The following is a 21,140-nucleotide window of genomic DNA, read 5'->3' as shown; positions in this document are numbered from 1 at the left end:
GGACCGAGAAAAAGCGGCATGCGGCTCTCCCATCCACCTGCCTGATCTTCACAGGAGTCGTTATGCGCACCGCCCTTCGCACCGCCATCGCCACCGCCCTCGTCGCGGGTGTCGCGATCACCACCCCCGCCCTCGCGGCGGGCGCCGCCTTCGCGGCCGACGGCCCGGTGGCCGCCGCCACCGCCCAGGCGAAGCCGACCGCCGGCACCGATGCCGCGGATTCGGCGGACGCGAAGGGCAAGAGCACGCAGGAGGACGGCGTCTTCGTCCGGAACCAGATCCTTCCGAACGGCGCCACCGCCCGCATCGTCAAGCTCGGCGACACCCACTACCGCGCCGAGATCCTCAAGCAGGGCCAGCGCGTCGGCACCCTGGAGGCCGACGGCCACCCGGTCGCCGGCAACGACGACGGCACCTTCCTCGTCCTCTTCGAGACGGGCCTCACCTCCACCTGGCAGGGCAACTACCTGCCGGGCGCCCGCCCCGGCGTCTACGAGCTGGTGGACGGCACCCGCGTGGAGCTGACCCTGAAGTACGGCGGCTACGACCTCCGCACCGTCGAGAAGAGCGGCGAGGGCCGCGTCCTCGTCCACCTGAACGGCACCCGTCAGGTCGGCGTCCTCGGCAAGGCCGTCCTCGTCGTGGAGCCCGACGGCGGGTTCGCCGCCTACGTCAACGGCAGCATGCAGCAGGCCGCCCCGAAGCCCGTCGTGGAGCCCGCCCCGGCCCCGAAGCCCACCACGGGCCCGGTCGTCACCCTCGGCGAGTGCACCGTCCAGCAGGTCATCCCCTCGGTCTTCGCGCAGCTGACCGTGACGCTCACCAACGACCTGAAGAAGGGCCCGAAGGCCGTCCTCAACGACGAGGCCGGAAAGCCGATCGTCGTCCTCGACCGCGACCACGCGGCCGACCTGGGCCAGGGCCTCACGATCAAGGGCGCGAACACCACCACCCCGAAGCTCGGCCAGCGCACCCAGGGCGGCGACACGCCGTACGCCTGGACCGCGTTCCCGAAGCTCCCCAAGGGCTGCGAGAAGGACACCGCCACGCCCACCCCGGCGCCGTCCACCACGACCCCGGCCCCCGCGGGCAACACCGGCACCACCACCAACAACAACGGGCAGACCTCCGTCATCCCGAAGGGCGGCGTCGCGGCCGGCGCCGAGCTCTCCGCCGAGGGCGACTCGACCGCGCTGATCGCCGCCGGCGCCGGTGCGGCCTCGCTCGCCGCCGCGGGCCTCGGCTTCGTCGTCCTGCGCCGCCGGTCCGGCGCCCGCGGCTGACCCGCACGGCCTCGGCCGCCGTCGGCTGACCCGTACCGCCTCCTGCCCCTGACCCGAGCAGGCACCACCCCACCCCAGGCCGGCCGCCGCGTCCGACGCGACGGCCGGCCACACCCCGACCTCAGGCCGGTCGTCGCCTTCCGTGCGGCGGCCGGCCATCACCAGCCTCAGGCCGGTCGCCGCCTTCCGTGCGGCGGCCGGCCGGACCCGTCCGGAGCCCTCCCGTGAACCGCCGCAGCCCCCGGTCCCGTACCGCAGCCGTCCTTCTCCTCGCCGCGATCGCCGCGCTCACCGGATGTTCCGCCGGGAGCGAGCCCGGGGCCGCCCTCCCGCCCGCCCACATCTCGCGGGCCACGGCCCCCGTGCCGGCCGCGAGTGCGGCGCCCGTGAAGCCCATGGCGCGCTCCCTGCCCGTCCGGGTCCGGGTGCCCGCCGCCGGGGTCGACACCGGGCCGATCCTGGACCTCGGCCTGAACGGGGACGGCACCGTCGAGGTGCCCTCGGTCGCCGACGCCGACCGGATCGGCTGGTACGACAAGGGCGTCACCCCCGGCCAGACCGGGCCCGCCGTCCTCATCGGCCACTTCGACACCGCGCGCGGCCCGGCCGTCCTCAAGAACGTCTCCAAGGTCCGCGTCGGCGACGAGATCACCGTGACCCGCGCCGACGGCACGACCGCCGTCTTCCGGGTCCGGGAGCTGGAGCAGGTCGACAAGCACGCCTTCCCGACCGCCAAGGTGTACGGCGACACCACCCGTCCCGAGCTGCGCATCGTCACCTGCGGCGGGGAGCTGGTCGACGGCCACCGCCCCGACAACATCATCCTGTACGCCGACCTCGTGGCCGCGCGGGCCGCCTGAGCCCCCGCCCGTCCGCTGAGGCACAATCGGCGGCATGACGACCCCCGAGCCGACCCCCGAGCCCAGCCACGAGCCGAGCCGCGAGTCGACCCCCGAGCAGCCGTCCGCCTCCCCCGACAAGGTCTACCGGTCGCCCCTCGGGGTCGCGGGCGGGGTCTTCCTGCTGCTCCTCGCGGCCCTGTTCGCCGGGGACGCGATGCTCCGCGGCGACGGCCGCACGCCCTGGCTCGCGCTCGCGGGCCTCGTGCTCGCCGTCCCGCTGATCGTCGCCTTCACGATCCGGCCCGCCGTGTACGCCAACGAGGACCGGCTCCGGATCCGCAACCCGTTCCGGACGATCACGCTGCCCTGGGCCACGGTCGCCGACGTCCGCGCCGGCTACTCCAGCGAGGTCTTCACGCAGGAGGGCGCCAAGTACCAGCTCTGGGCGATCCCCGTCTCCCTGCGCCAGCGGAAGAAGGCCGCCCGCAGCGCCGCCCGCGCCTCCCAGGACGATCCGCACGGCCGTACCTCCGTCACCGCCGACGTACGGGACAGCGCCTCCCGGATCGCGCCGAGCGACAAGACCGTCGCCGAGCTGCGCGAGCTCGCCGAGCAGCGCGCCAGGAGCGCGGGCGCGCAGGGCGAGCCGCAGGTGCGCTGGGCGTACGAGATCGTCGGCCCCGCGCTGGCCGGGCTGCTGCTGATCGTGATCCTGGCCGCGACCGGCTGAGCCTTACCCGATGCCCTAAGGGGCCCCGGCCCACACGAGCAGCATGTATCCGCCCAGCCACGCCGAGGACAGCGCCGCCCCCGCGAGGACGAGGGCGGCCACGTGCCGGCGGGCGCGGGCGATCGCCACGGCGAGCGGCAGCAGCAGCGGGAAGCCCGGCAGCAGGAAGCGGGCGCGCGGGAACCAGACGCCGCCGCTGCCGAGGACCACGAGCAGCAGCACGCCCGTGAACACCAGCAGCGGCAGCGGCTGCCGGTCGGCGAGGCAGCACAGGTAGAGCCCGGCGGACAGCAGCAGGACGACCGAGACGACGGACAGGAAGAGGTACGGGGCCTGGCTGTGGACGAGGTACCGCTTCAGCTCCCGCAGCGTCACCGCGCCCCCGTCCCACTGGTTCCCCCAGCGCCGCTGCACCTCGAAGTAGCCGTCCCAGCGCCCGCGGACCAGCGCCACCCAGCCCACGTACCCGAGCCAGCCGAGCGGCGCGGTCAGGGCGGCGACCAGGGCGCGCGGCGCGCGGCGGGCGGGCTCGCCCGGACCGGCCTCGCGTCGCGCGGCCAGCAGTCCCGCCGCCGAGACCGCCGCCGCGACCGCGAGCCCCGTCGGCCTCGTCAGGCCGGCGGCCGCCGCGAGTCCGGCCGCCCACGCCCAGCGCCCGTCGAGCACCGCGTACAGCGCCCAGGCGGCGAGCGCCGTGAACAGGGACTCCGTGTAGCCCATCCACTGCACGGCGGCCACCGGCGAGGCGGCCCACAGGACCGCGAGGACCGTGCCGGTCCGCCGCCCGTGCAGCCGGTCGCCGACCGCGAACACCCCCCACGCGGCGACCAGCGAGCACACCACCGCGACCCCGAGCGCCACCGAGGCGCGGGAGCCGGGCAGGACCGTCGAGAACACCCGGACGAGCCCGGGGAAGAGCGGGAAGAAGGCGAGGTTCCGGGGGTAGGACGGGTCGGCGGCGTACCCGTACGCCGCGATGTCCAGGTACCAGAGCGAGTCCCAGGTGCGGGCGAGCACCGGCCACAGGCCGTGCCCCTTCCCGTGCGCCCAGTGGGCGAGGACCGCGAGCCCCAGGAGCCGTACCGCCAGGAAGCCGAGCAGTGCCGGGGCCGCGTGCCGCAGCGCCCCGCGCCGTCCGACGCCGGGGGCGGGTGCGGGGGCGGAGGCACGCGGGGTGGGGACGTACGGCGCGGGGCTGACGGACACCCGGTCACCCTGGCGCGCGCTCCCGGCGCACGGTCCACGCGTCACGTCACGTGTCGTACGGGTTCACCCGGACGGGCGCGGCGGGGGAACGCCGGAGGGCCGGTACGGAAGCGCTCCCGTACCGGCCCTCGTCGGTGTCCTTACAGCCCGGCGGCCTCGGACAGGTCCCGCTTGATCGCGGCGAGCACCTCCGCGCCCGTCGCGCGGGCCGTCGCCAGCTCGCTCCCGTCGCCGACCGGGACCACGACCTCCAGGTAGCACTTGAGCTTGGGCTCGGTGCCGGACGGGCGGACGATCACCCGGGCCTTGTAGTCGCCCTCCAGGTGGTAGCGCAGGCCGTCCGTCGGCGGCAGCGACTCCGTGCCCTTCGTCAGGTCCTCGGCCGAGACGACCGTCAGACCGGCGAGCCGCACCGGGGGCTTCTCGCGCAGCGCGGCCATCGCGTTCGCGATGATGCCCAGGTCCTCGACGCGCACCGACAGCTGGTCCGTGGCGTGAAGGCCGTGTGCCACCGCCAGGTCGTCGAGCAGGTCGGTGAGCGTGCGGCCCTGCTCCTTGAGCACCGAGGCCAGCTCGGTGACGAGCAGCGCGGCCGTGATGCCGTCCTTGTCGCGGACGCCCTCGGGGTCGACGCAGTAGCCGAGCGCCTCCTCGTAGCCGTACCGCAGGCCGTCGACGCGGGCGATCCACTTGAAGCCGGTCAGCGTCTCCTCGTAGCCGACGCCGGCCGCTTCGGCGATGCGGCCGAGCAGCGAGGACGACACGATCGACTCGGCGAACACGCCGGTGGCGCCCTTGTGCACGAGGTGCGCGGCGAGCAGCGCGCCGACCTCGTCGCCGCGGAGCATCCGCCAGCCGCCCTCGACGTCCGCGTCGGGCACGGCGACGGCGCAGCGGTCGGCGTCCGGGTCGTTCGCGATGACGATGTCGGGGTCCACGGCCCGGGCGGCCTCGAAGGCCAGGTCCATGGCGCCCGGCTCCTCCGGGTTGGGGAAGGCGACGGTCGGGAACGCCGGGTCCGGCTCGGCCTGTTCGGCGACGAGCGCGGGCGGCGGGAAGCCGGCCCGGCCGAACGCGGCCGTCAGGACCTCCTTGCCGACGCCGTGCATGGCCGTGTAGACGGTCCGCGCGGTACGGGGGGAGCCGGGGGTCAGCACGGCGTCCGTGCGCTCCAGGTACGACTCCAGGACCTCGTCGCCGAGGACCTCCCAGCCCTCGGAGGCACGGGGCACGTCGTTCAGCGAGCGGATCGCGTCGATCTCGGCGGCGATCTCCGCGTCGGCCGGCGGCACGATCTGCGAGCCGTCGCCCAGGTAGACCTTGTAGCCGTTGTCGCGCGGCGGGTTGTGGCTGGCGGTCACCTCGACACCGGCGACGGCGCCCAGATGCCTTATGGCGTACGCGAGGACGGGCGTCGGCAGCGGGCGCGGGAGCAGCGCGGCGCGCAGCCCGGCGGCGGTCATCACGGCCGCGGTGTCGCGGGCGAAGTCGACGGACTTGTAGCGGGCGTCGTAGCCGATGACGACGAGACCGCCGGTCTCGCCCTTCGCCTTCAGGTACGCGGCGAGGCCGGCGGCGGCGCGGATCACGACCGAGCGGTTCATCCGCATGGGCCCGGCGCCGATCTCACCGCGGAGGCCGGCGGTGCCGAACTGCAGCGTGCCGCTGAAACGGGCGGCGAGCTCGTCGGTGGCGTTGCGGTCGAGAAGCGCGGCGAGCTCGTCGCGGGTCTCCTGATCGGGATCCTCGGCGAGCCACGCCTGGGCCCGGGCGAGGAGGTCGTCCTGCGTCACGGTGGGGTGCCTTTCGGGGGGTGCGGGCGGGAGGGGCGTGGGGCGGGTGCGGTGCCGGCCGGTGCGGGCCGGCCGTGCGGGGTGCGGGTGCGTGTGCCGCTGCGCGGAGCCTTCCCCCACCCCGCCCCTTCCCGAAACTGGGGGCAGGCCCCCAGACCCCCGTACGGCCTGCGGCCGTGCCCTCGAACGCCGGGCGGGCTGGAACACAGCCCCGTCGGCGTCCGGGGCGCGGGGTCCGGGGCGGGAGCCCCGGTTCCGGGAAGCGGGGGTCCCCCACGCCGCCGGGAGAACTCAGATCCGGTCGAGGACCCGCGTCAGCAGCTCACCCATCCGCGCCGCCGAATCGCGCCCCGCCTGGAGCACCTCCTCGTGGTTCAGCGGCTCGCCCGAGAGCCCCGCCGCCAGGTTGGTGACGAGCGAGATGCCCAGGACCTCGGCGCCGGCCTCGCGGGCCGCGATCGCCTCGAGGACGGTGGACATGCCGACGAGGTCGCCGCCCATCACGCGGACCATGTTGATCTCGGCGGGCGTCTCGTAGTGAGGGCCGGGGAACTGGACGTACACGCCCTCCTCCAGCGTCTCGTCGACCTCCTTGCACAGCGCGCGCAGGCGCGGCGAGTACAGGTCGGTGAGGTCGACGAAGTTCGCGCCGACGATCGGGGAGGCGGCCGTCAGGTTGATGTGGTCGCTGATGAGGACCGGCTGGCCGGGGCGCATGCCCTCGCGGAGGCCGCCGCAGCCGTTGGTGAGGATCACGGTCTTGCAGCCGGCGGCGACGGCGGTGCGGACGCCGTGGGCGACGGAGGCGACGCCGCGGCCCTCGTAGAAGTGGGTGCGGCCGAGGAAGACCAGCGCGCGCTTCTCACCGATCTTGTACGAGCGGACCTTGCCGCCGTGGCCCTCGACGGCCGGCGGCGGGAAGCCGGGGAGCTCGGTCACCGGGAACTCGGCCTCGGGGGCACCGAGGGCGTCGACGGCGGGCGCCCAGCCGGAGCCCATGACCAGGGCGACGTCGTGGTTCTCGACACCGGTCAGCTCGCGAAGGGCTGCGGCAGCGGCCTCGGCGGCCTCGTACGGGGTGGCAGTTGCGTTCACTGACTCTCTCGCCTCGGGGAGGGGGGTCCGAGGGGAACCCCGGACGGATTTGGTACGCGAAGCAGCGTAGCCGGAGAATTCCTACGCGCGTAGATGACGATGCGGACGGACATGCGATCGTTGTCTTGTCGTTTCCGACGAACGGCGGATTCCGGCCGCCCGGGCGGACCGACAGGATCAGCAGGGTCGCTTGCGCAACTCCATCACGTAGTCGTGCGGCGCGCCCGCCGACTCGGCCGCGTCGGCGACCTCTCCCAGGTACCGCGCGGACGGCAGCCCGCCCTCGTAGGCGTTGAGCACGTACACCCAGGCCGGCTCCTCGCCGTCCAGGGTGTGCACCCGCACCCGCATCCGGCGGTAGATGTCGAGCCCCACGCCCTCCCAGCGGTCCATGGAGTCCTCGTCCATCGGCGCGATGTCGTACAGCGCCACGAAGACCTGGGACCGAGGGGCCTCCACGATCGTGGCCAGCGCTCCCTCCCAGCCCATCTGCTCTCCGCCGAAGGTGAGCCGCCAGCCGTTCAGCCAGCCGGTGCCGCGCAGCGGGGAGTGCGGTGCGCGGCGGCTCATCAGCCGAGCGTCGAGGTTGCCGGCGAAAGCGGCGTAGAGCGACATGGGACCGAGGGTACGGGAGGGGGCGGGGTGTTCGACGAACACCGAGGTGACGGCCGTCCGGGCCCCTGGCGCGGGCCCGTCCGGGGCCCCGTACCCGACCCCCGCGCGGGCCCGTTCGGCCGCACCTCGGGGCCCGTGCGTCCCCTTCGGCGCCCCCGGCGCGAGTCCGCGCCCGGAGTGCGGGACAATGGGCTACGCACTTGAAGCGTGCGGGACAATGGCGTACGCACTGCATCCCAGCGGGGGGACCCCCCGGCAGAACGAGAGCGCGAGGCGTAGATCCCAGTGACCCGGATCGTGATCATCGGCGGCGGACCCGGCGGATACGAGGCGGCCCTGGTGGGCGCCCAACTCGGCGCGGAGGTGACCGTCGTGGACTGCGACGGCCTCGGCGGCGCGTCCGTCCTGACCGACTGCGTCCCCTCGAAGACCCTGATCGCCACCGCCGAGGTGATGACCACCTTCGACTCCTCCTACGAGGAACTCGGCATCATCGTCGCGGACGACACCCCGCACATCGAGCAGGCCGCCCGCGTCGTCGGCGTGGACCTCGGCAAGGTGAACCGACGGGTGAAGCGCCTCGCGCTCGCCCAGTCCCACGACATCACCGCCTCCGTCACCCGGGCCGGCGCCCGGGTGCTGCGCGGCCGCGGCCGCCTCGACGGGCGGCAGGCGATGGACGGCTCCCGTCAGGTGATCGTCACCGCCGCCGACGGCTCCGAGGAGACGCTGACCGCCGACGCCGTGCTGATCGCGACCGGCGCCCACCCGCGCGAGGTCCCCGACGCCAAGCCGGACGGCGAGCGCATCCTGAACTGGACGCAGGTCTACGACCTGAAGGAGCTCCCCGAGGAGCTCATCGTGGTCGGCTCCGGCGTCACCGGCGCCGAGTTCGCCGGCGCCTACCAGGCGCTCGGCTCCCGGGTCACGCTCGTCTCCTCCCGCGACCGCGTCCTCCCCGGCGAGGACCCGGACGCCGCCGCCGTCCTGGAGGACGTCTTCCGGCGCCGCGGCATGAACGTCATGGCCCGCTCCCGCGCCGAGTCCGCCAAGCGGGTCGGCGACCGGGTCGAGGTCACCCTCTCGGACGGCCGGGTCATCTCCGGCACCCACTGCCTGATGGCGGTCGGCGCGATCCCGAACTCGGCCGGAATGGGTCTGGAGGAGGCGGGGGTCAAGCTGAAGGACTCCGGTCACATCTGGACCGACAAGGTCTCCCGTACCACCGCCCCCGGCGTGTACGCCGCCGGTGACGTCACGGGCGTCTTCGCGCTCGCCTCCGTCGCCGCCATGCAGGGCCGGATCGCGATGTACCACTTCCTCGGCGACGCGGTGGCCCCGCTGAACCTGAAGACGGTCTCCTCGAACGTCTTCACCGACCCGGAGATCGCCACCGTCGGCTACACCCAGGCCGACGTGGACGCGGGCAAGATCGACGCCAAGGTCGTCAAGCTGCCGCTGCTGCGCAACCCGCGCGCGAAGATGCAGGGCATCCGGGACGGCTTCGTGAAGATCTTCTGCCGTCCCGGCACCGGCATCGTGGTCGGCGGCTGTGTCGTCGCACCGAAGGCGAGCGAGCTGATCCACCCCATCTCGATCGCGGTCGACAACAATCTGACGGTCGAACAGATCGCAAATGCTTTCACCGTGTACCCCTCCCTGTCGGGCTCGATCGCGGAAGTGGCACGGCAGTTGCACACCCGAAAGGCGACGGGCGAGGCCTGAGGTCCCGCTCCGGTCCGGCCCCCGCCTGCGGGAACGGTTCGCCCACTCGGACAACCCCCGGCAATCCCGGGCATAGAACGATCAACGACGGGGCCTCCCATACCACTTGGAGGCCCCGTCTGTGCGCATCTTCTGCAATTCGGCGCATAGTGCTGAAAACTATCGGCCGCTCACGTTACTGTCAGTTTCGTGTTCGCTGCAGAACGTCGTCAGTTGATCCTCGAAATGGTGCGAGCCAATGGGGCCGTGTCGCTCCGTGAGCTCGCCCGCGTCGTCCAGACCTCTGAAGTGACCGTACGGAGAGACGTACGGGCCCTCGAGGCAGAAGGACTCCTCGACCGCCGCCACGGCGGTGCGGTGTTGCCGGGCGGATTCACGCGAGAATCCGGCTTCCCGCAGAAATCCCATCTCGCCACAGCGGAGAAGACGGCCATCGCCGACGTCGCCGCGAGCCTCGTCGAGGAGGGCGAGGCCATCGTCGTCGGTGCCGGGACGACCACGCAGGAGCTGGCCCGCCGGCTCGCCCGCGTGCCCGGCCTGACCGTCGTCACCAACTCCCTGCTCGTCGCCCAGGCCCTCGCCCACGCCAACCGGGTCGAGGTCGTCATGACCGGCGGCACCCTGCGCGGCTCCAACTACGCCCTGGTGGGCAGCGGGGCCGAGCAGTCGCTCCAGGGACTCCGGGTCTCCCGGGCCTTCCTCTCCGGGAGCGGCCTGACCGCCGAGCGCGGCCTGTCCACGTCCAACATGCTCTCCGCGAGCGTGGACCGGGCGCTCGTGCAGGCGGCGGCCGAGGTCGTGGTCCTGGCCGACCACACCAAGCTCGGTTCCGACACCATGTTCCAGACGGTGCCGACGGACGTCATCACCCGCCTGGTGACCGACGAGCCCCCGGCCCACGACGAGCGGGCCGCCACCGAGCTCCAGGCCCTCGCCGACCAGGGCGTCCAGATCGCCGTCGCCGGTACGGGCGCGGCCGCCGGCCCCGTCGGCGGCGAGCAGCTCCCCCCGGGCGCCCGGCCCCGCCGTGACATGCCGCTCCCCGTCCAGCGCGGGCGGATGGCGGCCGGTCAGTTCCGTGGACCGGGCGGCGGAATGGCCGCGGAGACGCTGGAGCGCACGGCCCGGGTCGCGGACATGCGCCGCCGCTGACGTCGGAAGAAGTCGGCCGCAGTACCCGAGGGACCCTCCCCCAGGGGTCCCACGCCGTTCCCGGAAGTACCTCAGTCCTTCAGTCCCCGCAACGTCAGCGCGAGCAGGCGGTCCGCGAGGAGCACGTCCTCCGGGCACTGTTCTGCCGCCAGCGCGATCGCGTTGGTCAGCTGCATCAGGTCGCCGATCGACACGTCGGCGCGCACCTGCCCCGCCTTCTGGGCCCTTTCGAGCAGCCGCTCGCCCGCCGCGCGCAGCGGATCGCTGCACCGCGCCAGGGCCGAACTCCGGTCGTACGAGGCGGACATCAGCGCGTGTGCGAGTCCTCGGTACTCACCCGCGTGGGCGATCAGGGCCCGCAGCCACTCCACGAGCGCCCGGCACGGCGCGTCCGCCTCCGCGAGCTCCCGCGAGCGGTCGAGCAGTTCGGCCAGAGCCCCCTGGAAGACCGCGTTCAACAGGTCGGCCCGGGTGGGGAAGTGGCGGTAGAGGGTGCCGATCCCGACGCCCGCGCGGCGCGCGACCTCCTCCAGGGGCGCGTCCGCGCCCTGTTCCCCGAAGGCGGCCCGGGCCTCGACGAGCAGTCGTTCGTGGTTGCGGCGTGCGTCGGCGCGCATGGGCGAACGGGCTCCTCTCGTGCGAAGGGCCCGCAGGCGGCTGCCTGCGGGCCCTTCGTACCGTACTGGGTGCGACGGATCAGTCCTTGATGTCGCAGATGACGGCACCGGAGGTGACGGAGGCGCCGACCTCGGCGCTCAGGCCCTTGACGGTGCCGGAGCGGTGGGCGTTGAGGGGCTGCTCCATCTTCATGGCCTCGAGGACGACGATCAGATCGCCCTCCTTGACCTCCTGGCCCTCCTCGACCGCGACCTTCACGATCGTGCCCTGCATCGGGGACGCGAGGGTGTCGCCCGAGGCGGTCGGGCCGGACTTCTTCGCCGCGCGCCGCTTCGGCTTCGCACCGGCCGCCAGGCCCGTGCGCGCCAGCGTCATCCCGAGGGAGGACGGCAGGGAGACCTCCAGGCGCTTGCCGCCGACCTCGACGACGATCGTCTCGCGGCCCGCCTCGTCCTCCTCCGCCTCGGCGCCGGCCGGGGCGAACGGCTTGATCTCGTTGACGAACTCCGTCTCGATCCAGCGGGTGTGGACGCGGAACGGGTCGGCCGTGAAGGCCGGGTCGACCACGACGGCCTGGTGGAACGGGATCGCCGTCGCCATGCCCTCGACCTTGAACTCCGCCAGGGCGCGCGCGGCGCGCTGGAGGGCCTGCTCGCGGGTGGCGCCGGTGATGACCAGCTTGGCCAGGAGCGAGTCCCAGGCCGGGCCGATGACCGAGCCGGACTCGACGCCCGCGTCCAGACGGACACCCGGGCCGGTCGGCGGGGTGAAGACCGTGACGGTGCCGGGGGCCGGAAGGAAGTTGCGGCCCGGGTCCTCGCCGTTGATGCGGAACTCGAAGGAGTGACCGCGGATCTCCGGGTCGCCGTAACCGAGCTCCTCGCCGTCCGCGATGCGGAACATCTCACGGACCAGGTCGATGCCCGTGACCTCCTCGGTCACCGGGTGCTCGACCTGCAGACGCGTGTTGACCTCCAGGAAGGAGATCGTGCCGTCGAGGCCGACGAGGAACTCGACCGTGCCGGCGCCGACGTAGCCGGCCTCCTTCAGGATCGCCTTCGACGCCGCGTACAGCTGCTCGTTCTGGGCCTCGGTCAGGAACGGCGCCGGGGCCTCCTCGACCAGCTTCTGGTGACGGCGCTGCAGCGAGCAGTCGCGCGTCGAGACGACGACCACGTTGCCGTGGGAGTCGGCGAGGCACTGGGTCTCGACGTGGCGGGGCTTGTCGAGGTAGCGCTCGACGAAGCACTCGCCGCGGCCGAAGGCCGCCACGGCCTCACGGACCGCCGAGTCGTACAGCTCCGGGACCTCTTCGAGCGTGCGGGCGACCTTCAGGCCGCGGCCGCCGCCGCCGAAGGCGGCCTTGATCGCGATCGGCAGGCCGTGCTCCTCGGCGAAGGCCACGACCTCCTCGGCACCCGACACCGGGTCCGGCGTGCCCGCGACCAGCGGGGCGCCGGCGCGCTGCGCGATGTGACGGGCGGCGACCTTGTCACCCAGGTCCCGGATCGCCTGCGGCGGCGGGCCGATCCAGGTCAGACCCGCGTCGAGCACCGCCTGCGCGAACTCGGCGTTCTCGGAGAGGAATCCGTAACCCGGGTGAACCGCGTCCGCGCCGGAGTCCTTCGCGGCCTGCAGGACCTTCGCCATGTCCAGGTAGCTGGTGGCCGGAGTGTCACCGCCCAGGGCGAAGGCCTCGTCGGCCGCCCGGACATGCAGAGCGTCCCGGTCCGGATCGGCGTACACGGCCACGCTGCCGATACCCGCGTCCCGGCACGCCCGGGCCACACGGACAGCGATTTCGCCACGGTTGGCGATGAGCACCTTGCGCACGATGGCTCCCTCCTTGAAACAAGCTGAGTTTAGGGACTGCCGACACGGCCTTTCGACCCGTCCCCAGTGGTGAGCTTGCCCACACGGAGCGTGACCACGGGCCCGCTCGGGTCGTGAATTCCCTTGTCGCACCACGGTACGCAGGGTTCCTTGACGGCACAGTAGCTCCGAGGTGTGGCGCAGGTCTCTGTTCGTGGAGCCAGGGGCCGTTCGGGTTTCTTTGTGGAGTCCCTACGAATGGCTCAATGATTCTTTGCCGGGCGGTCCGTCAATCGTCCGTTGATCCTCCGCCGTCGTCCGCCGTGCGGGAACTCTTGTCCGAGGGTTTACCGGCCAGTAGCCTTCGCGCTGTCGACCGTACTCTCGGTAACAGCTGAATCCAGGGGGTGGCCGAGGTGGCCCGCAGACCGATAGCGCTCGTGACGGCCGCGGTGCTCTTGCTCGAAGCACCCGGCATCGTCGCGATCAACGCCGTCATGGCCGGCTTCCTGGAAGCCCAGTCGATGTCCCTCGCCGGCATGGACCCCGACGCGATGGTCACCGGCACCTGGGGACTCGGCATCGCCTCCGGTGTCGCCCTGCTCCTCTGCGGACTCGTCGCCCTCGTCGCGGGCGTCCGCGACCGCCGCCCGGGCCGCTTCGGCCGGGCGCTCCTCATCGGCTGCGCGATCGTCCACGGCGTCCTCGGCGCGGTCTCCGTCGGCCTCCTCGGCTGGCCCGCCTTCGCGTTCCTGGTGACCGTGCTCGGGCTCGTCGTCCTCACCCTGGTGGCGTACGGCGAGGAGCGCGCGAAGGACGCCGCCGAGGAGGTTCCGGCCGTCGGCTGACCTCAGGCCCAGAGGTCGGTGATCTCGACGTCCAGCTTCCGCAGGAGCCTGCGCAGGAGCGGCAGGGACAGGCCGATCACATTGCCCGGGTCTCCGTCGATGCCGTCGATGAACGGGGCCGAGCGGCCGTCCAGGGTGAACGCGCCCGCCACGTGGAGCGGTTCGCCGCTCGCCACGTACGCGGCGATCTCCTCGTCCGTCGGCTCGCCGAAGCGGACCACGGTGGAGGCCGTCGCCGACTCGTAGCGCTTGGCGGCCGTGTCGTACACGCAGTGGCCCGTCTGGAGGATGCCGACCCTGCCCCGCATCGACTTCCAGCGGGCGGTGGCCTCCTCGGCGTCGGCCGGCTTGCCGAGGGCCTGCTTGTCGAGCTCCAGGACCGAGTCGCAGCCGATGACGAGTGCGCCGAACACCTCGGGCTTGGCGGCCACGTGGGCGGCCTTCGCCTCGGCGAGGGCGAGCGCGAGTTCGGCCGGGGTCGGGGCGTGGACCTTGTCCTCGTCGACGCCGCTCACGATCACCTCGGGAGCGAGTCCGGCCTGCCGGAGCAGACCGAGCCGGGCGGGGGAGGCGGAGGCGAGCACGACACGGCGCGGATCAGCAGTCATGGGGGCAGCGTAGCCAGTGCCGGGCGTACGCACGCGCCCGCGTGGCCCGGTTGTCCGCGGGTACGCGCGCGTGGCACCCGTCGTGCGCGCGCGTGGTCCGTCAGGCGTGTACGCGCGTGCGTGGTCCGTCGGGCGTGTACGCGTGCGTGTGGTCAGCGCGCGCTCGCCACGAACATCACCACCACCATCGCCAGCGCCAGCAGCACGCCCGTGCGGCGGAGCGTCGCCTGCATGTCGCGCAGGAACTTCGGCGGCTGGTTCTTCGGGTCGGACCACAGCATGCCTCCGATCCTGCGGGCGGGGCGCCCGGGACGCCTGAGTACGGATACTCAGGCACCCCCGTACGGAAGGACTATTCGCGGACGAACACCCCGTCCCGCGCGGCCGCGAGCGCCGCCGTCACCGCCCGTTCGGCGACGGCCGCGTCGAGCTCCTCGCGGGTGACCGCGAAGCGGTAGTAGAGCGGCGCGGAGACGGCGCGGAGGAGCTCGACGGGGTCCGTTCCCGCCGGGATCTCGCCGCGGGCCTCGCCCCGGGTGACGACCGGGGCCCATTCGGCGAGCCGGGTCCGGTAGAAGTCGGCGAGGGCGCGGGCGCACTCCTCGTCGCAGGCCGCCGCGGCGATGACCGCGCGGAAGACGGCGCCCATCCGGGGGTCCACGAGGGTGGCCCGGACGAGTTCGGCGTTGGCCCGCAGGTCGCCCGGGAGGCTGCCGGTGTCGGAGGCGGGGAGCGACTGCTCGGCCATGTCGTGCAGGAGGTCGGTGACCAGGCCGACGGGGGAGCCCCAGCGGCGGTAGACGGTGGTCTTGCCGACGCCCGCGCCCGCGGCGATCCGGTCCATGTTCAGGGCGTGGAAGCCGGTGTCGGCGAGTGCGTCCAGGGTGGCGTCGAGGACCGCCCTGCGGACCTTCGCGGTGCGGCCGCCGGGGCGTGTGGTGCCGGGCGTGGCCGGCCGGCTCTCAGTCAAACAGGTCTCCTGTTCCATTAGCGCCTTCGACTCTGCTACGGTACGGGACATCTTAACGGAACCATCTTCCCATTAAGGGGTCGTTCGCATGGTCGCCCTGGATCTCCCCACCCCCTCGACCGCCCGCCCCGACCGCATGACCGGCCGGATGCGGCTCGTCCTCGTCGTCCTCCTCCTCGCCCAGTTCATGCTGGCCGTCGACTTCTCGATCCTGAACGTCGCGCTGCCCGTCATCGGCCAGGGGCTCGGCTTCACCCTCGGCGGCCTCCAGTGGATCGCCACCGCCTTCGCCCTCGCCGCCGCCGGATTCACCCTCCTCTTCGGGCGTGTCGCCGACCTCGTCGGACGTCGCCGCCTCTTCCTCGGAGGCATGGCCCTCCTCGGCGTGTCCTCGCTCGCCGGAGGCCTCGCCACCGGCCCCGGGACGCTGATGGCCGCCCGCGTCGCACAAGGCCTCGCCACCGCCGCCGTCACCCCCGCCGGGCTCTCCCTGCTCACCGCCTCCTTCCCCGAGGGCCCGCTGCGGGCCAGGGCGCTCGGTCTGAACGGCGCGCTCATGTCCGCGGGCTTCACCACCGGCGCGATCCTCGGCGGCGTCCTCACCGACCTGCTCTCCTGGCGCTGGGCCTTCCTCGTCAACGTGCCGGTGGCCCTCGCCGTCCTCCTCGTCGCCCCCACCGTCCTGAAGGAGAGCCGCCCGGCCGTCCGGCCCCGCCTCGACGTCCCCGGCGCGATCACCGTCACCGGCGGCCTCCTCGCCCTCGTCTACGGCCTGACCGCCACCGGCGAGCACGGCTGGACCGACCCCACGGCGCTCACCGCCCTCGCCGCCGGCGCCGCGCTCCTCGCCGCCTTCGTCCTCGTCGAACGGCGGGCCGCCTCGCCCCTCGTCCCGATCCACGTCCTGAGGCGCCGTACGGTCGTCTGGGGCAACCTCGCCGGGCTCGTCGCCTTCGTCACCGAGACCTCGCTGGTCTTCCTGATGACCCTGTACCTCCAGGACGTCCTGGGCTTCTCCCCGCTCGCCGCCGGACTCTCCTTCGGCGTCCTCGGCGCCGGCACGGTCCTCGGCGGCGTGGCCGCCTCCCGCTTCATCGGCCGCTTCGGGGCCCGCGCCGCCCTCGTCTCCGGCGGGCTCCTCCAGGCCGCCGCCACCCTCGCCCTGTACGGACTCGGCGACGACCGCGGCAGCCTCGCCCTGCTGCTCGCCGCGACCTTCGCCGGCGGCGTCGGCAACATGCTCGCGATCGTCGGCTTCATGGTCACCGCCACCTCGGGAATCCCCGACGACGAGCAGGGCATGGCGACCGGGCTCGCGACCATGACCCAGCAGATCGGCATCACCATGGGCACGCCGGTCATGAGCGCCGTCGTCGTCACCGCGCCCGTGCTCCTCGACGGCATCGGCCGCGCGGTCCTCGTCAACGCCGCGATCGTCGCCGCCGGAGCCGTCCTGTCGGGCGCCCTCCTCCGCCGTACGTGAGCGGGGAAGGGGCGGGCATGCGAGAGGCCGGATCCCCCGCACAAGGGATCCGGCCTCTCGTCGTGCCGCGAGGACTACGCGGGCCAGTACGACCGCGCCCAGGACCGCGGGCCCGGCCGGTGCCGCACCGACCGTGCGATACGGGAGGGATCCGACCACCCCTCCGGTACCGCCGGGCCGCCGTCCCCGGCGGACGCCGCCGCCGTGGCCGCGGCCCGGGCTTGAACGACCGCCAGTGCGGCGGCCAACTCCTCCGGAGTCGGGTTGCCTCGTACGACCTTGATCATGTCGGCTCCTTGAGGGTCCGGAAGGGCTAGAGCGGGATGTTGCCGTGCTTCTTCGGAGGAAGGGATTCCCGCTTCGTACGGAGCTGACGCAGGCCCTTCACGATCTGCGGGCGCGTGTCCGACGGCAGGATCACGCCGTCGATGTAGCCGCGCTCGGCCGCCGTGTACGGGTTGAGCAGCGCGTCCTCGTACTCCTGCATGAGCCGCGCGCGCTCGGCCTCCTGGTCCTCGGCCTCGGCGATCGTCCGCCGGTGCAGGATGTTGACCGCGCCCTGCGCGCCCATGACCGCGATCTGGCCCGTCGGCCACGACAGGTTCAGGTCGGCGCCCAGGTGCTTGGAGCCCATGACGTCGTACGCGCCGCCGAAGGCCTTCCGGGTGATGACCGTGATCAGCGGGACCGTCGCCTCCGCATACGCGTAGATCAGCTTCGCGCCGCGCCGGATGATGCCGCCGTACTCCTGGTCCACGCCGGGCAGGAAGCCCGGCACGTCGACGAAGGTCAGGACCGGGATGTTGAAGGCGTCGCACGTACGGACGAAGCGCGCGGCCTTCTCCGAGGCGTTGATGTCCAGGCAGCCCGCGAACTGCATCGGCTGGTTGGCGACCACACCGACAGGGAAGCCCTCGACGCGGCCGAAGCCCGTCAGGATGTTCGGCGCGAACAGCGCCTGCGTCTCCAGGAACTCGCCGTCGTCGAGGACGTGTTCGATGACCTTGTGCATGTCGTACGGCTGGTTCGCCGAGTCCGGGATCAGCGTGTCGAGCTCACGGTCCTCGTCCGTCACCTCGGTCTCCGCGACCTCCGGGAAGGCCGGCGGCTCGGAGAGGTTGTTCGAAGGAAGGTACGAGAGCAGGGACTTGACGTACTCGATCGCGTCCTTCTCGTCACCCGCCATGTGGTGGGCCACGCCCGAGGTCGAGTTGTGCGTCCGGGCGCCGCCCAGCTCCTCGAAGCCCACGTCCTCGCCGGTCACCGTCTTGATGACGTCGGGACCCGTGATGAACATGTGCGAGGTCTGGTCGACCATCACGGTGAAGTCGGTGATCGCGGGGGAGTACACCGCGCCGCCCGCGCAGGGGCCGACGATCAGGGAGATCTGCGGAATCACCCCGGAGGCGTGGGTGTTGCGGCGGAAGATCTCGCCGTACATGCCGAGCGCGCTCACGCCCTCCTGGATGCGGGCGCCGCCGGAGTCGTTGATGCCGATGACGGGGCAGCCCGTCTTCAGCGCGAAGTCCATCACCTTGATGATCTTCTGGCCGTACGTCTCGCCCAGCGCACCGCCGAAGACCGTGAAGTCCTGCGAGAACACCGCCACCGGGCGGCCGTCCACCGTGCCGTAGCCGGTGACGACACCGTCTCCGTACGGCCGGTTCTTCTCCAGGCCGAAGTTCGTCGAGCGGTGCCGGGCCAGCTCGTCCAGCTCCACGAACGAACCCTCGTCCAGGAGGAGGGCGATCCGCTCGCGCGCGGTCAGCTTGCCCTTGGCGTGCTGCTTCTCCACCGCGCGCTCCGAGCCGGCATGCGTGGCCTCGTCGATACGGCGCTTGAGGTCCGCGATCTTGCCCGCGGTCGTGTGAATGTCGATCTCGTACTGCTCTGCCGGCTCGGACATCGGGATGCGGCTCCCTGCCTGGTCACGGGGGGTTCGTGGACTACGAATGGCCTACTACTGGCCTACTGACCCGTAGCGTATCGACGGCGATACGGTTCGGCACTGCGGTCTTTGCCACACCTACTCTGGCTTGCATGACGTCCTCTCAAGACTCCGGCGGACCCTGGTCCGACCTCGACCGGCCCCCGCTGAACGCCACCGCACTGCGCCGCGCCCTCGTCGTCCCCGACGGACTGTGGACCTCGCTCGACGTGGTCACCACCACCGGCTCCACCAACAGCGACCTCGCCGCCCGGGCCGACGACCTGCCCGAAGGCGCGGTGCTCGTCGCCGAGGAGCAGACCTCGGGCCGCGGCCGCCTCGACCGCACCTGGACCGCGCCCGCCCGCTCCGGGCTCTTCCTCTCCGTGCTCCTCAAACCGCGCGTGCCCGTCCACCGCTGGGGCTGGCTCCCGCTGCTCACCGGAGTGGCCGCCGCCACCGGCCTCGCGAAGGCCGCCGGTGTCGACACGTCCCTCAAGTGGCCCAACGACCTGCTGGTTTCCGTCGCGGGCGAGGAACGCAAGACCGGCGGCATCCTCGCCGAGCGGGCCGGAGCCGACGCCATCGTCGTCGGCCTCGGCATCAACGTCAGCCTCCGCGCGGACGAGCTGCCTGTCCCGGCGGCCGGCTCCCTCCTCCTCGCCGGCGCGGCCTCCACCGACCGCGACACCCTCCTGCGGGCCGTCCTGCGCTCCCTCGCCCAGCACTACGGCGACTGGGTGCGCGCCGAGGGCGACCCCGCCGCCTCCGGCCTCCAGGCCGCCTACACGGCCGGCTGCGCCACCCTCGGCCGCCGCATCCGCGCCGAGCTCCCCGGCGAGCGCATGCTGGAAGGCGAAGCCGTGGCCCTGGACGGCGACGGCCGCCTGGTCGTCGCGACGGAGGGCGGCGGCACGGAAGCGGTGGGAGCGGGCGACATCGTCCACCTGCGGACCTAGGCGTGGCCACGCGCTCCGCACCGGTGCGGGCATACGTTCCGCAAGGGCGGTGGAGGTCCCCCCTGCTCGGGCGAAGCCGAGAGCTCGGGGGAGGGCGGGCGCACCCCCCACGCGCGCCGCGCTCTCCGGTTCGTCCACCCGGAGGGCCCGCGCGATGCGAACCGGGGCGACAGCCGTTCGCGCGTGAGCCAGCACACACCTGCCGTATCGTGGAGCGCGATCCAAGCGACAGATCGGCAGGACACGTGGGCAGGGAACGGCAGGAGGCGGCCGGTGACCGCTGACGACGCGAACAACGGCGGCACCGCCCAGCCGGCACAGCCGCCGACGTACCCCACCCCCCACCACGAGGTCGACCACACGGCCGAGCCGAGCCACGACCCCCTCGCGATCCGCCTCGAACAGCTCATCCTCGGGGCCGACCGCCGCTACACCCCCTTCCAGGCCGCCCGTACCGCCGGCGTCTCCATGGAGCTCGCCTCCCGCTTCTGGCGGGCCATGGGCTTCGCCGACATCGGCCAGGCCAAGGCGCTCACCGAGGCCGACGTGCTCGCCCTGCGGCGGCTCGCCGGTCTCGTCGAGGCGGGGCTGCTCAGCGAGCCGATGGCCGTGCAGGTGGCCCGTTCCACCGGCCAGACGACCGCCCGGTTGGCCGAGTGGCAGATCGACTCCTTCCTGGAGGGCCTCACCGAGCCGCCCGAGCCGGGCATGACCCGCACCGAGGTCACGTATCCGCTGGTCGAGCTGCTCCTTCCCGAGCTGGAGGAGTTCCTGATCTACGTGTGGCGCCGGCAGCTCGCCGCCGCCACCGGCCGGGTCGTGCAGGCCGCCGACGACGAGGAGATGGTCGACCGCAGGCTCGCCGTCGGCTTCGCGGACCTCGTCGGCTTCACCCGGCTGACCCGCCGCCTGGAGGAGGAGGAGCTCGGCGAGCTGGTCGAGGCCTTCGAGACCACCTGCGCCGACCTCGTCGCCGCGCACGGCGGGCGGCTCATCAAGACCCTCGGCGACGAGGTGCTGTACTGCGCCGACGACGCCGGTACGGCCGCCGAGATCGCGCTCCGGCTCATCGAGACGCTCAGTCACGACGAGACGATGCCCGCGCTGCGCGTCGGCATCGCCTTCGGCACGGTGACGACCCGGATGGGCGATGTCTTCGGCACCACGGTGAACCTGGCCAGCCGGCTCACCTCGATAGCCCCGAAGGACGCCGTCCTCGTCGACGGCGCCTTCGCCGAGGAGCTGACCAGGACCGGTGAGGCGCCCGCCTCGGAGGCGGAGGCGGCCGAGGAGGCGGCCCGCGCCGAGAAGGAGGGCCGCCGGGCCGCCACGTACCGCTTCGCGCTCCAGCCCATGTGGCAGCGCCCGGTCCGCGGCCTCGGCGTGGTCGAACCCTGGCTCCTGAGCCGCCGCCCCACTTAGGATCTCCCGGTGAACGCCCGTTAACAGCCGTTGACGGGCTCGAACCGGGAGG

20 protein-coding genes are annotated in these 21,140 nt (G+C 72.9%); 9 read left to right on the top strand and 11 right to left on the bottom strand.

Translation table 11 applies throughout. From position 1 onward, the window contains the following. Positions 1-62 precede the first annotated feature (62 nt). The 3 genes from ACFYX3_RS02370 to ACFYX3_RS02360 all read left to right on the top strand — a co-directional run bounded on the left by ACFYX3_RS02370 (position 63) and on the right by ACFYX3_RS02360 (position 2,855). Positions 63-1,283, top strand: coding sequence for a hypothetical protein (locus tag ACFYX3_RS02370; RefSeq protein WP_389007278.1), 1,221 nt, complete (start codon positions 63-65; stop codon positions 1,281-1,283). 224 nt (positions 1,284-1,507) lie between these two features. Beyond that, positions 1,508-2,143, top strand: a complete 636-nt coding sequence (locus ACFYX3_RS02365) for a class F sortase (RefSeq protein ID WP_389007276.1) — start codon at positions 1,508-1,510, stop codon at positions 2,141-2,143. Positions 2,144-2,177: 34 nt separating this feature from the next. After that, the gene (locus tag ACFYX3_RS02360) at positions 2,178-2,855 is read left to right on the top strand and encodes a PH domain-containing protein (protein WP_389007274.1); all 678 of its coding nucleotides are present in this window, start codon (positions 2,178-2,180) and stop codon (positions 2,853-2,855) included. 15 nt (positions 2,856-2,870) lie between these two features. On the opposite strand, the gene ACFYX3_RS02355 is transcribed toward ACFYX3_RS02360, so the two are convergent. From ACFYX3_RS02355 to ACFYX3_RS02340, 4 genes are all read right to left on the bottom strand, one after another. Next, a complete protein-coding gene (locus tag ACFYX3_RS02355) occupies positions 2,871-4,061 on the bottom strand; it encodes a mannosyltransferase family protein (protein ID WP_389007272.1) in 1,191 nt (396 codons plus the stop codon). 140 nt (positions 4,062-4,201) lie between these two features. Next, complete coding sequence (locus ACFYX3_RS02350; RefSeq protein ID WP_389007270.1) at positions 4,202-5,854, bottom strand: phospho-sugar mutase; 1,653 nt, start codon at positions 5,852-5,854, stop codon at positions 4,202-4,204. A gap of 291 nt (positions 5,855-6,145) precedes the next feature. Then, positions 6,146-6,949, bottom strand: coding sequence for a purine-nucleoside phosphorylase (locus ACFYX3_RS02345; RefSeq protein ID WP_376594498.1), 804 nt, complete (start codon positions 6,947-6,949; stop codon positions 6,146-6,148). A gap of 177 nt (positions 6,950-7,126) precedes the next feature. Beyond that, the gene (locus ACFYX3_RS02340; protein WP_017239758.1) at positions 7,127-7,564 is read right to left on the bottom strand and encodes a gamma-glutamylcyclotransferase; all 438 of its coding nucleotides are present in this window, start codon (positions 7,562-7,564) and stop codon (positions 7,127-7,129) included. Between the two features lie 285 nt (positions 7,565-7,849). Here ACFYX3_RS02340 and ACFYX3_RS02335 point away from each other — a divergent pair, with 285 nt between their 5' ends. Beyond that, the gene (locus ACFYX3_RS02335) at positions 7,850-9,289 is read left to right on the top strand and encodes an NAD(P)H-quinone dehydrogenase (protein WP_352023817.1); all 1,440 of its coding nucleotides are present in this window, start codon (positions 7,850-7,852) and stop codon (positions 9,287-9,289) included. Between the two features lie 225 nt (positions 9,290-9,514). Further along, entirely contained in the window at positions 9,515-10,441 is a 927-nt protein-coding gene (locus ACFYX3_RS02330) for a DeoR/GlpR family DNA-binding transcription regulator (protein WP_376594500.1), read from the top strand. A gap of 71 nt (positions 10,442-10,512) precedes the next feature. Here the strand turns inward: ACFYX3_RS02330 and ACFYX3_RS02325 are convergent, their stop codons facing one another. Beyond that, complete coding sequence (locus ACFYX3_RS02325; protein WP_376594501.1) at positions 10,513-11,058, bottom strand: TetR/AcrR family transcriptional regulator; 546 nt, start codon at positions 11,056-11,058, stop codon at positions 10,513-10,515. Between the two features lie 79 nt (positions 11,059-11,137). Beyond that, positions 11,138-12,892, bottom strand: a complete 1,755-nt coding sequence (locus ACFYX3_RS02320; RefSeq protein ID WP_389007266.1) for an acetyl/propionyl/methylcrotonyl-CoA carboxylase subunit alpha — start codon at positions 12,890-12,892, stop codon at positions 11,138-11,140. Positions 12,893-13,287: 395 nt separating this feature from the next. Here ACFYX3_RS02320 and ACFYX3_RS02315 point away from each other — a divergent pair, with 395 nt between their 5' ends. Then, a complete protein-coding gene (locus ACFYX3_RS02315) occupies positions 13,288-13,719 on the top strand; it encodes a hypothetical protein (RefSeq protein ID WP_389007264.1) in 432 nt (143 codons plus the stop codon). 2 nt (positions 13,720-13,721) lie between these two features. Here the strand turns inward: ACFYX3_RS02315 and ACFYX3_RS02310 are convergent, their stop codons facing one another. The 3 genes from ACFYX3_RS02310 to ACFYX3_RS02300 all read right to left on the bottom strand — a co-directional run bounded on the left by ACFYX3_RS02310 (position 13,722) and on the right by ACFYX3_RS02300 (position 15,348). Then, positions 13,722-14,327 carry a nucleoside triphosphate pyrophosphatase gene (locus ACFYX3_RS02310; protein WP_078908466.1) on the bottom strand — a complete coding sequence of 202 codons (606 nt, stop codon included), beginning with the start codon at positions 14,325-14,327 and terminating at the stop codon, positions 13,722-13,724. A gap of 152 nt (positions 14,328-14,479) precedes the next feature. Continuing rightward, positions 14,480-14,608 carry a morphogenic membrane protein MmpB gene (gene mmpB, locus ACFYX3_RS02305; RefSeq protein ID WP_281402362.1) on the bottom strand — a complete coding sequence of 43 codons (129 nt, stop codon included), beginning with the start codon at positions 14,606-14,608 and terminating at the stop codon, positions 14,480-14,482. Between the two features lie 71 nt (positions 14,609-14,679). Continuing rightward, positions 14,680-15,348, bottom strand: a complete 669-nt coding sequence (locus tag ACFYX3_RS02300) for a TetR/AcrR family transcriptional regulator (protein ID WP_389007261.1) — start codon at positions 15,346-15,348, stop codon at positions 14,680-14,682. 37 nt (positions 15,349-15,385) lie between these two features. Between ACFYX3_RS02300 and ACFYX3_RS02295 the strand changes: the two genes are divergently transcribed. After that, complete coding sequence (locus ACFYX3_RS02295; RefSeq protein ID WP_389007259.1) at positions 15,386-16,780, top strand: MFS transporter; 1,395 nt, start codon at positions 15,386-15,388, stop codon at positions 16,778-16,780. Between the two features lie 74 nt (positions 16,781-16,854). Here the strand turns inward: ACFYX3_RS02295 and ACFYX3_RS02290 are convergent, their stop codons facing one another. Further along, on the bottom strand, positions 16,855-17,067 hold the full coding sequence (locus ACFYX3_RS02290) for an acyl-CoA carboxylase subunit epsilon (RefSeq protein ID WP_116159177.1): 213 nt from the start codon (positions 17,065-17,067) through the stop codon (positions 16,855-16,857). A gap of 26 nt (positions 17,068-17,093) precedes the next feature. After that, positions 17,094-18,686 (bottom strand): acyl-CoA carboxylase subunit beta, encoded by a 1,593-nt coding sequence (locus ACFYX3_RS02285; protein ID WP_116159176.1) that lies wholly within the window; start codon positions 18,684-18,686, stop codon positions 17,094-17,096. A 134-nt stretch (positions 18,687-18,820) separates the two neighbouring features. Here ACFYX3_RS02285 and ACFYX3_RS02280 point away from each other — a divergent pair, with 134 nt between their 5' ends. Together ACFYX3_RS02280 and ACFYX3_RS02275 are read left to right on the top strand one after the other, a co-directional pair. Further along, positions 18,821-19,666, top strand: a complete 846-nt coding sequence (locus ACFYX3_RS02280; RefSeq protein WP_389007256.1) for a biotin--[acetyl-CoA-carboxylase] ligase — start codon at positions 18,821-18,823, stop codon at positions 19,664-19,666. Positions 19,667-19,939: 273 nt separating this feature from the next. Next, complete coding sequence (locus ACFYX3_RS02275) at positions 19,940-21,088, top strand: adenylate/guanylate cyclase domain-containing protein (RefSeq protein WP_389007254.1); 1,149 nt, start codon at positions 19,940-19,942, stop codon at positions 21,086-21,088. Positions 21,089-21,140: the final 52 nt, after the last annotated feature.

Source organism: Streptomyces sp. NPDC002463 (assembly GCF_042889835.1).
In the GTDB taxonomy this organism is placed as follows: domain Bacteria; phylum Actinomycetota; class Actinomycetes; order Streptomycetales; family Streptomycetaceae; genus Streptomyces; species Streptomyces nymphaeiformis.
Note: the sequence above shows the minus strand (reverse complement) of the source record. Positions and strands in the feature narration are given on the sequence as shown.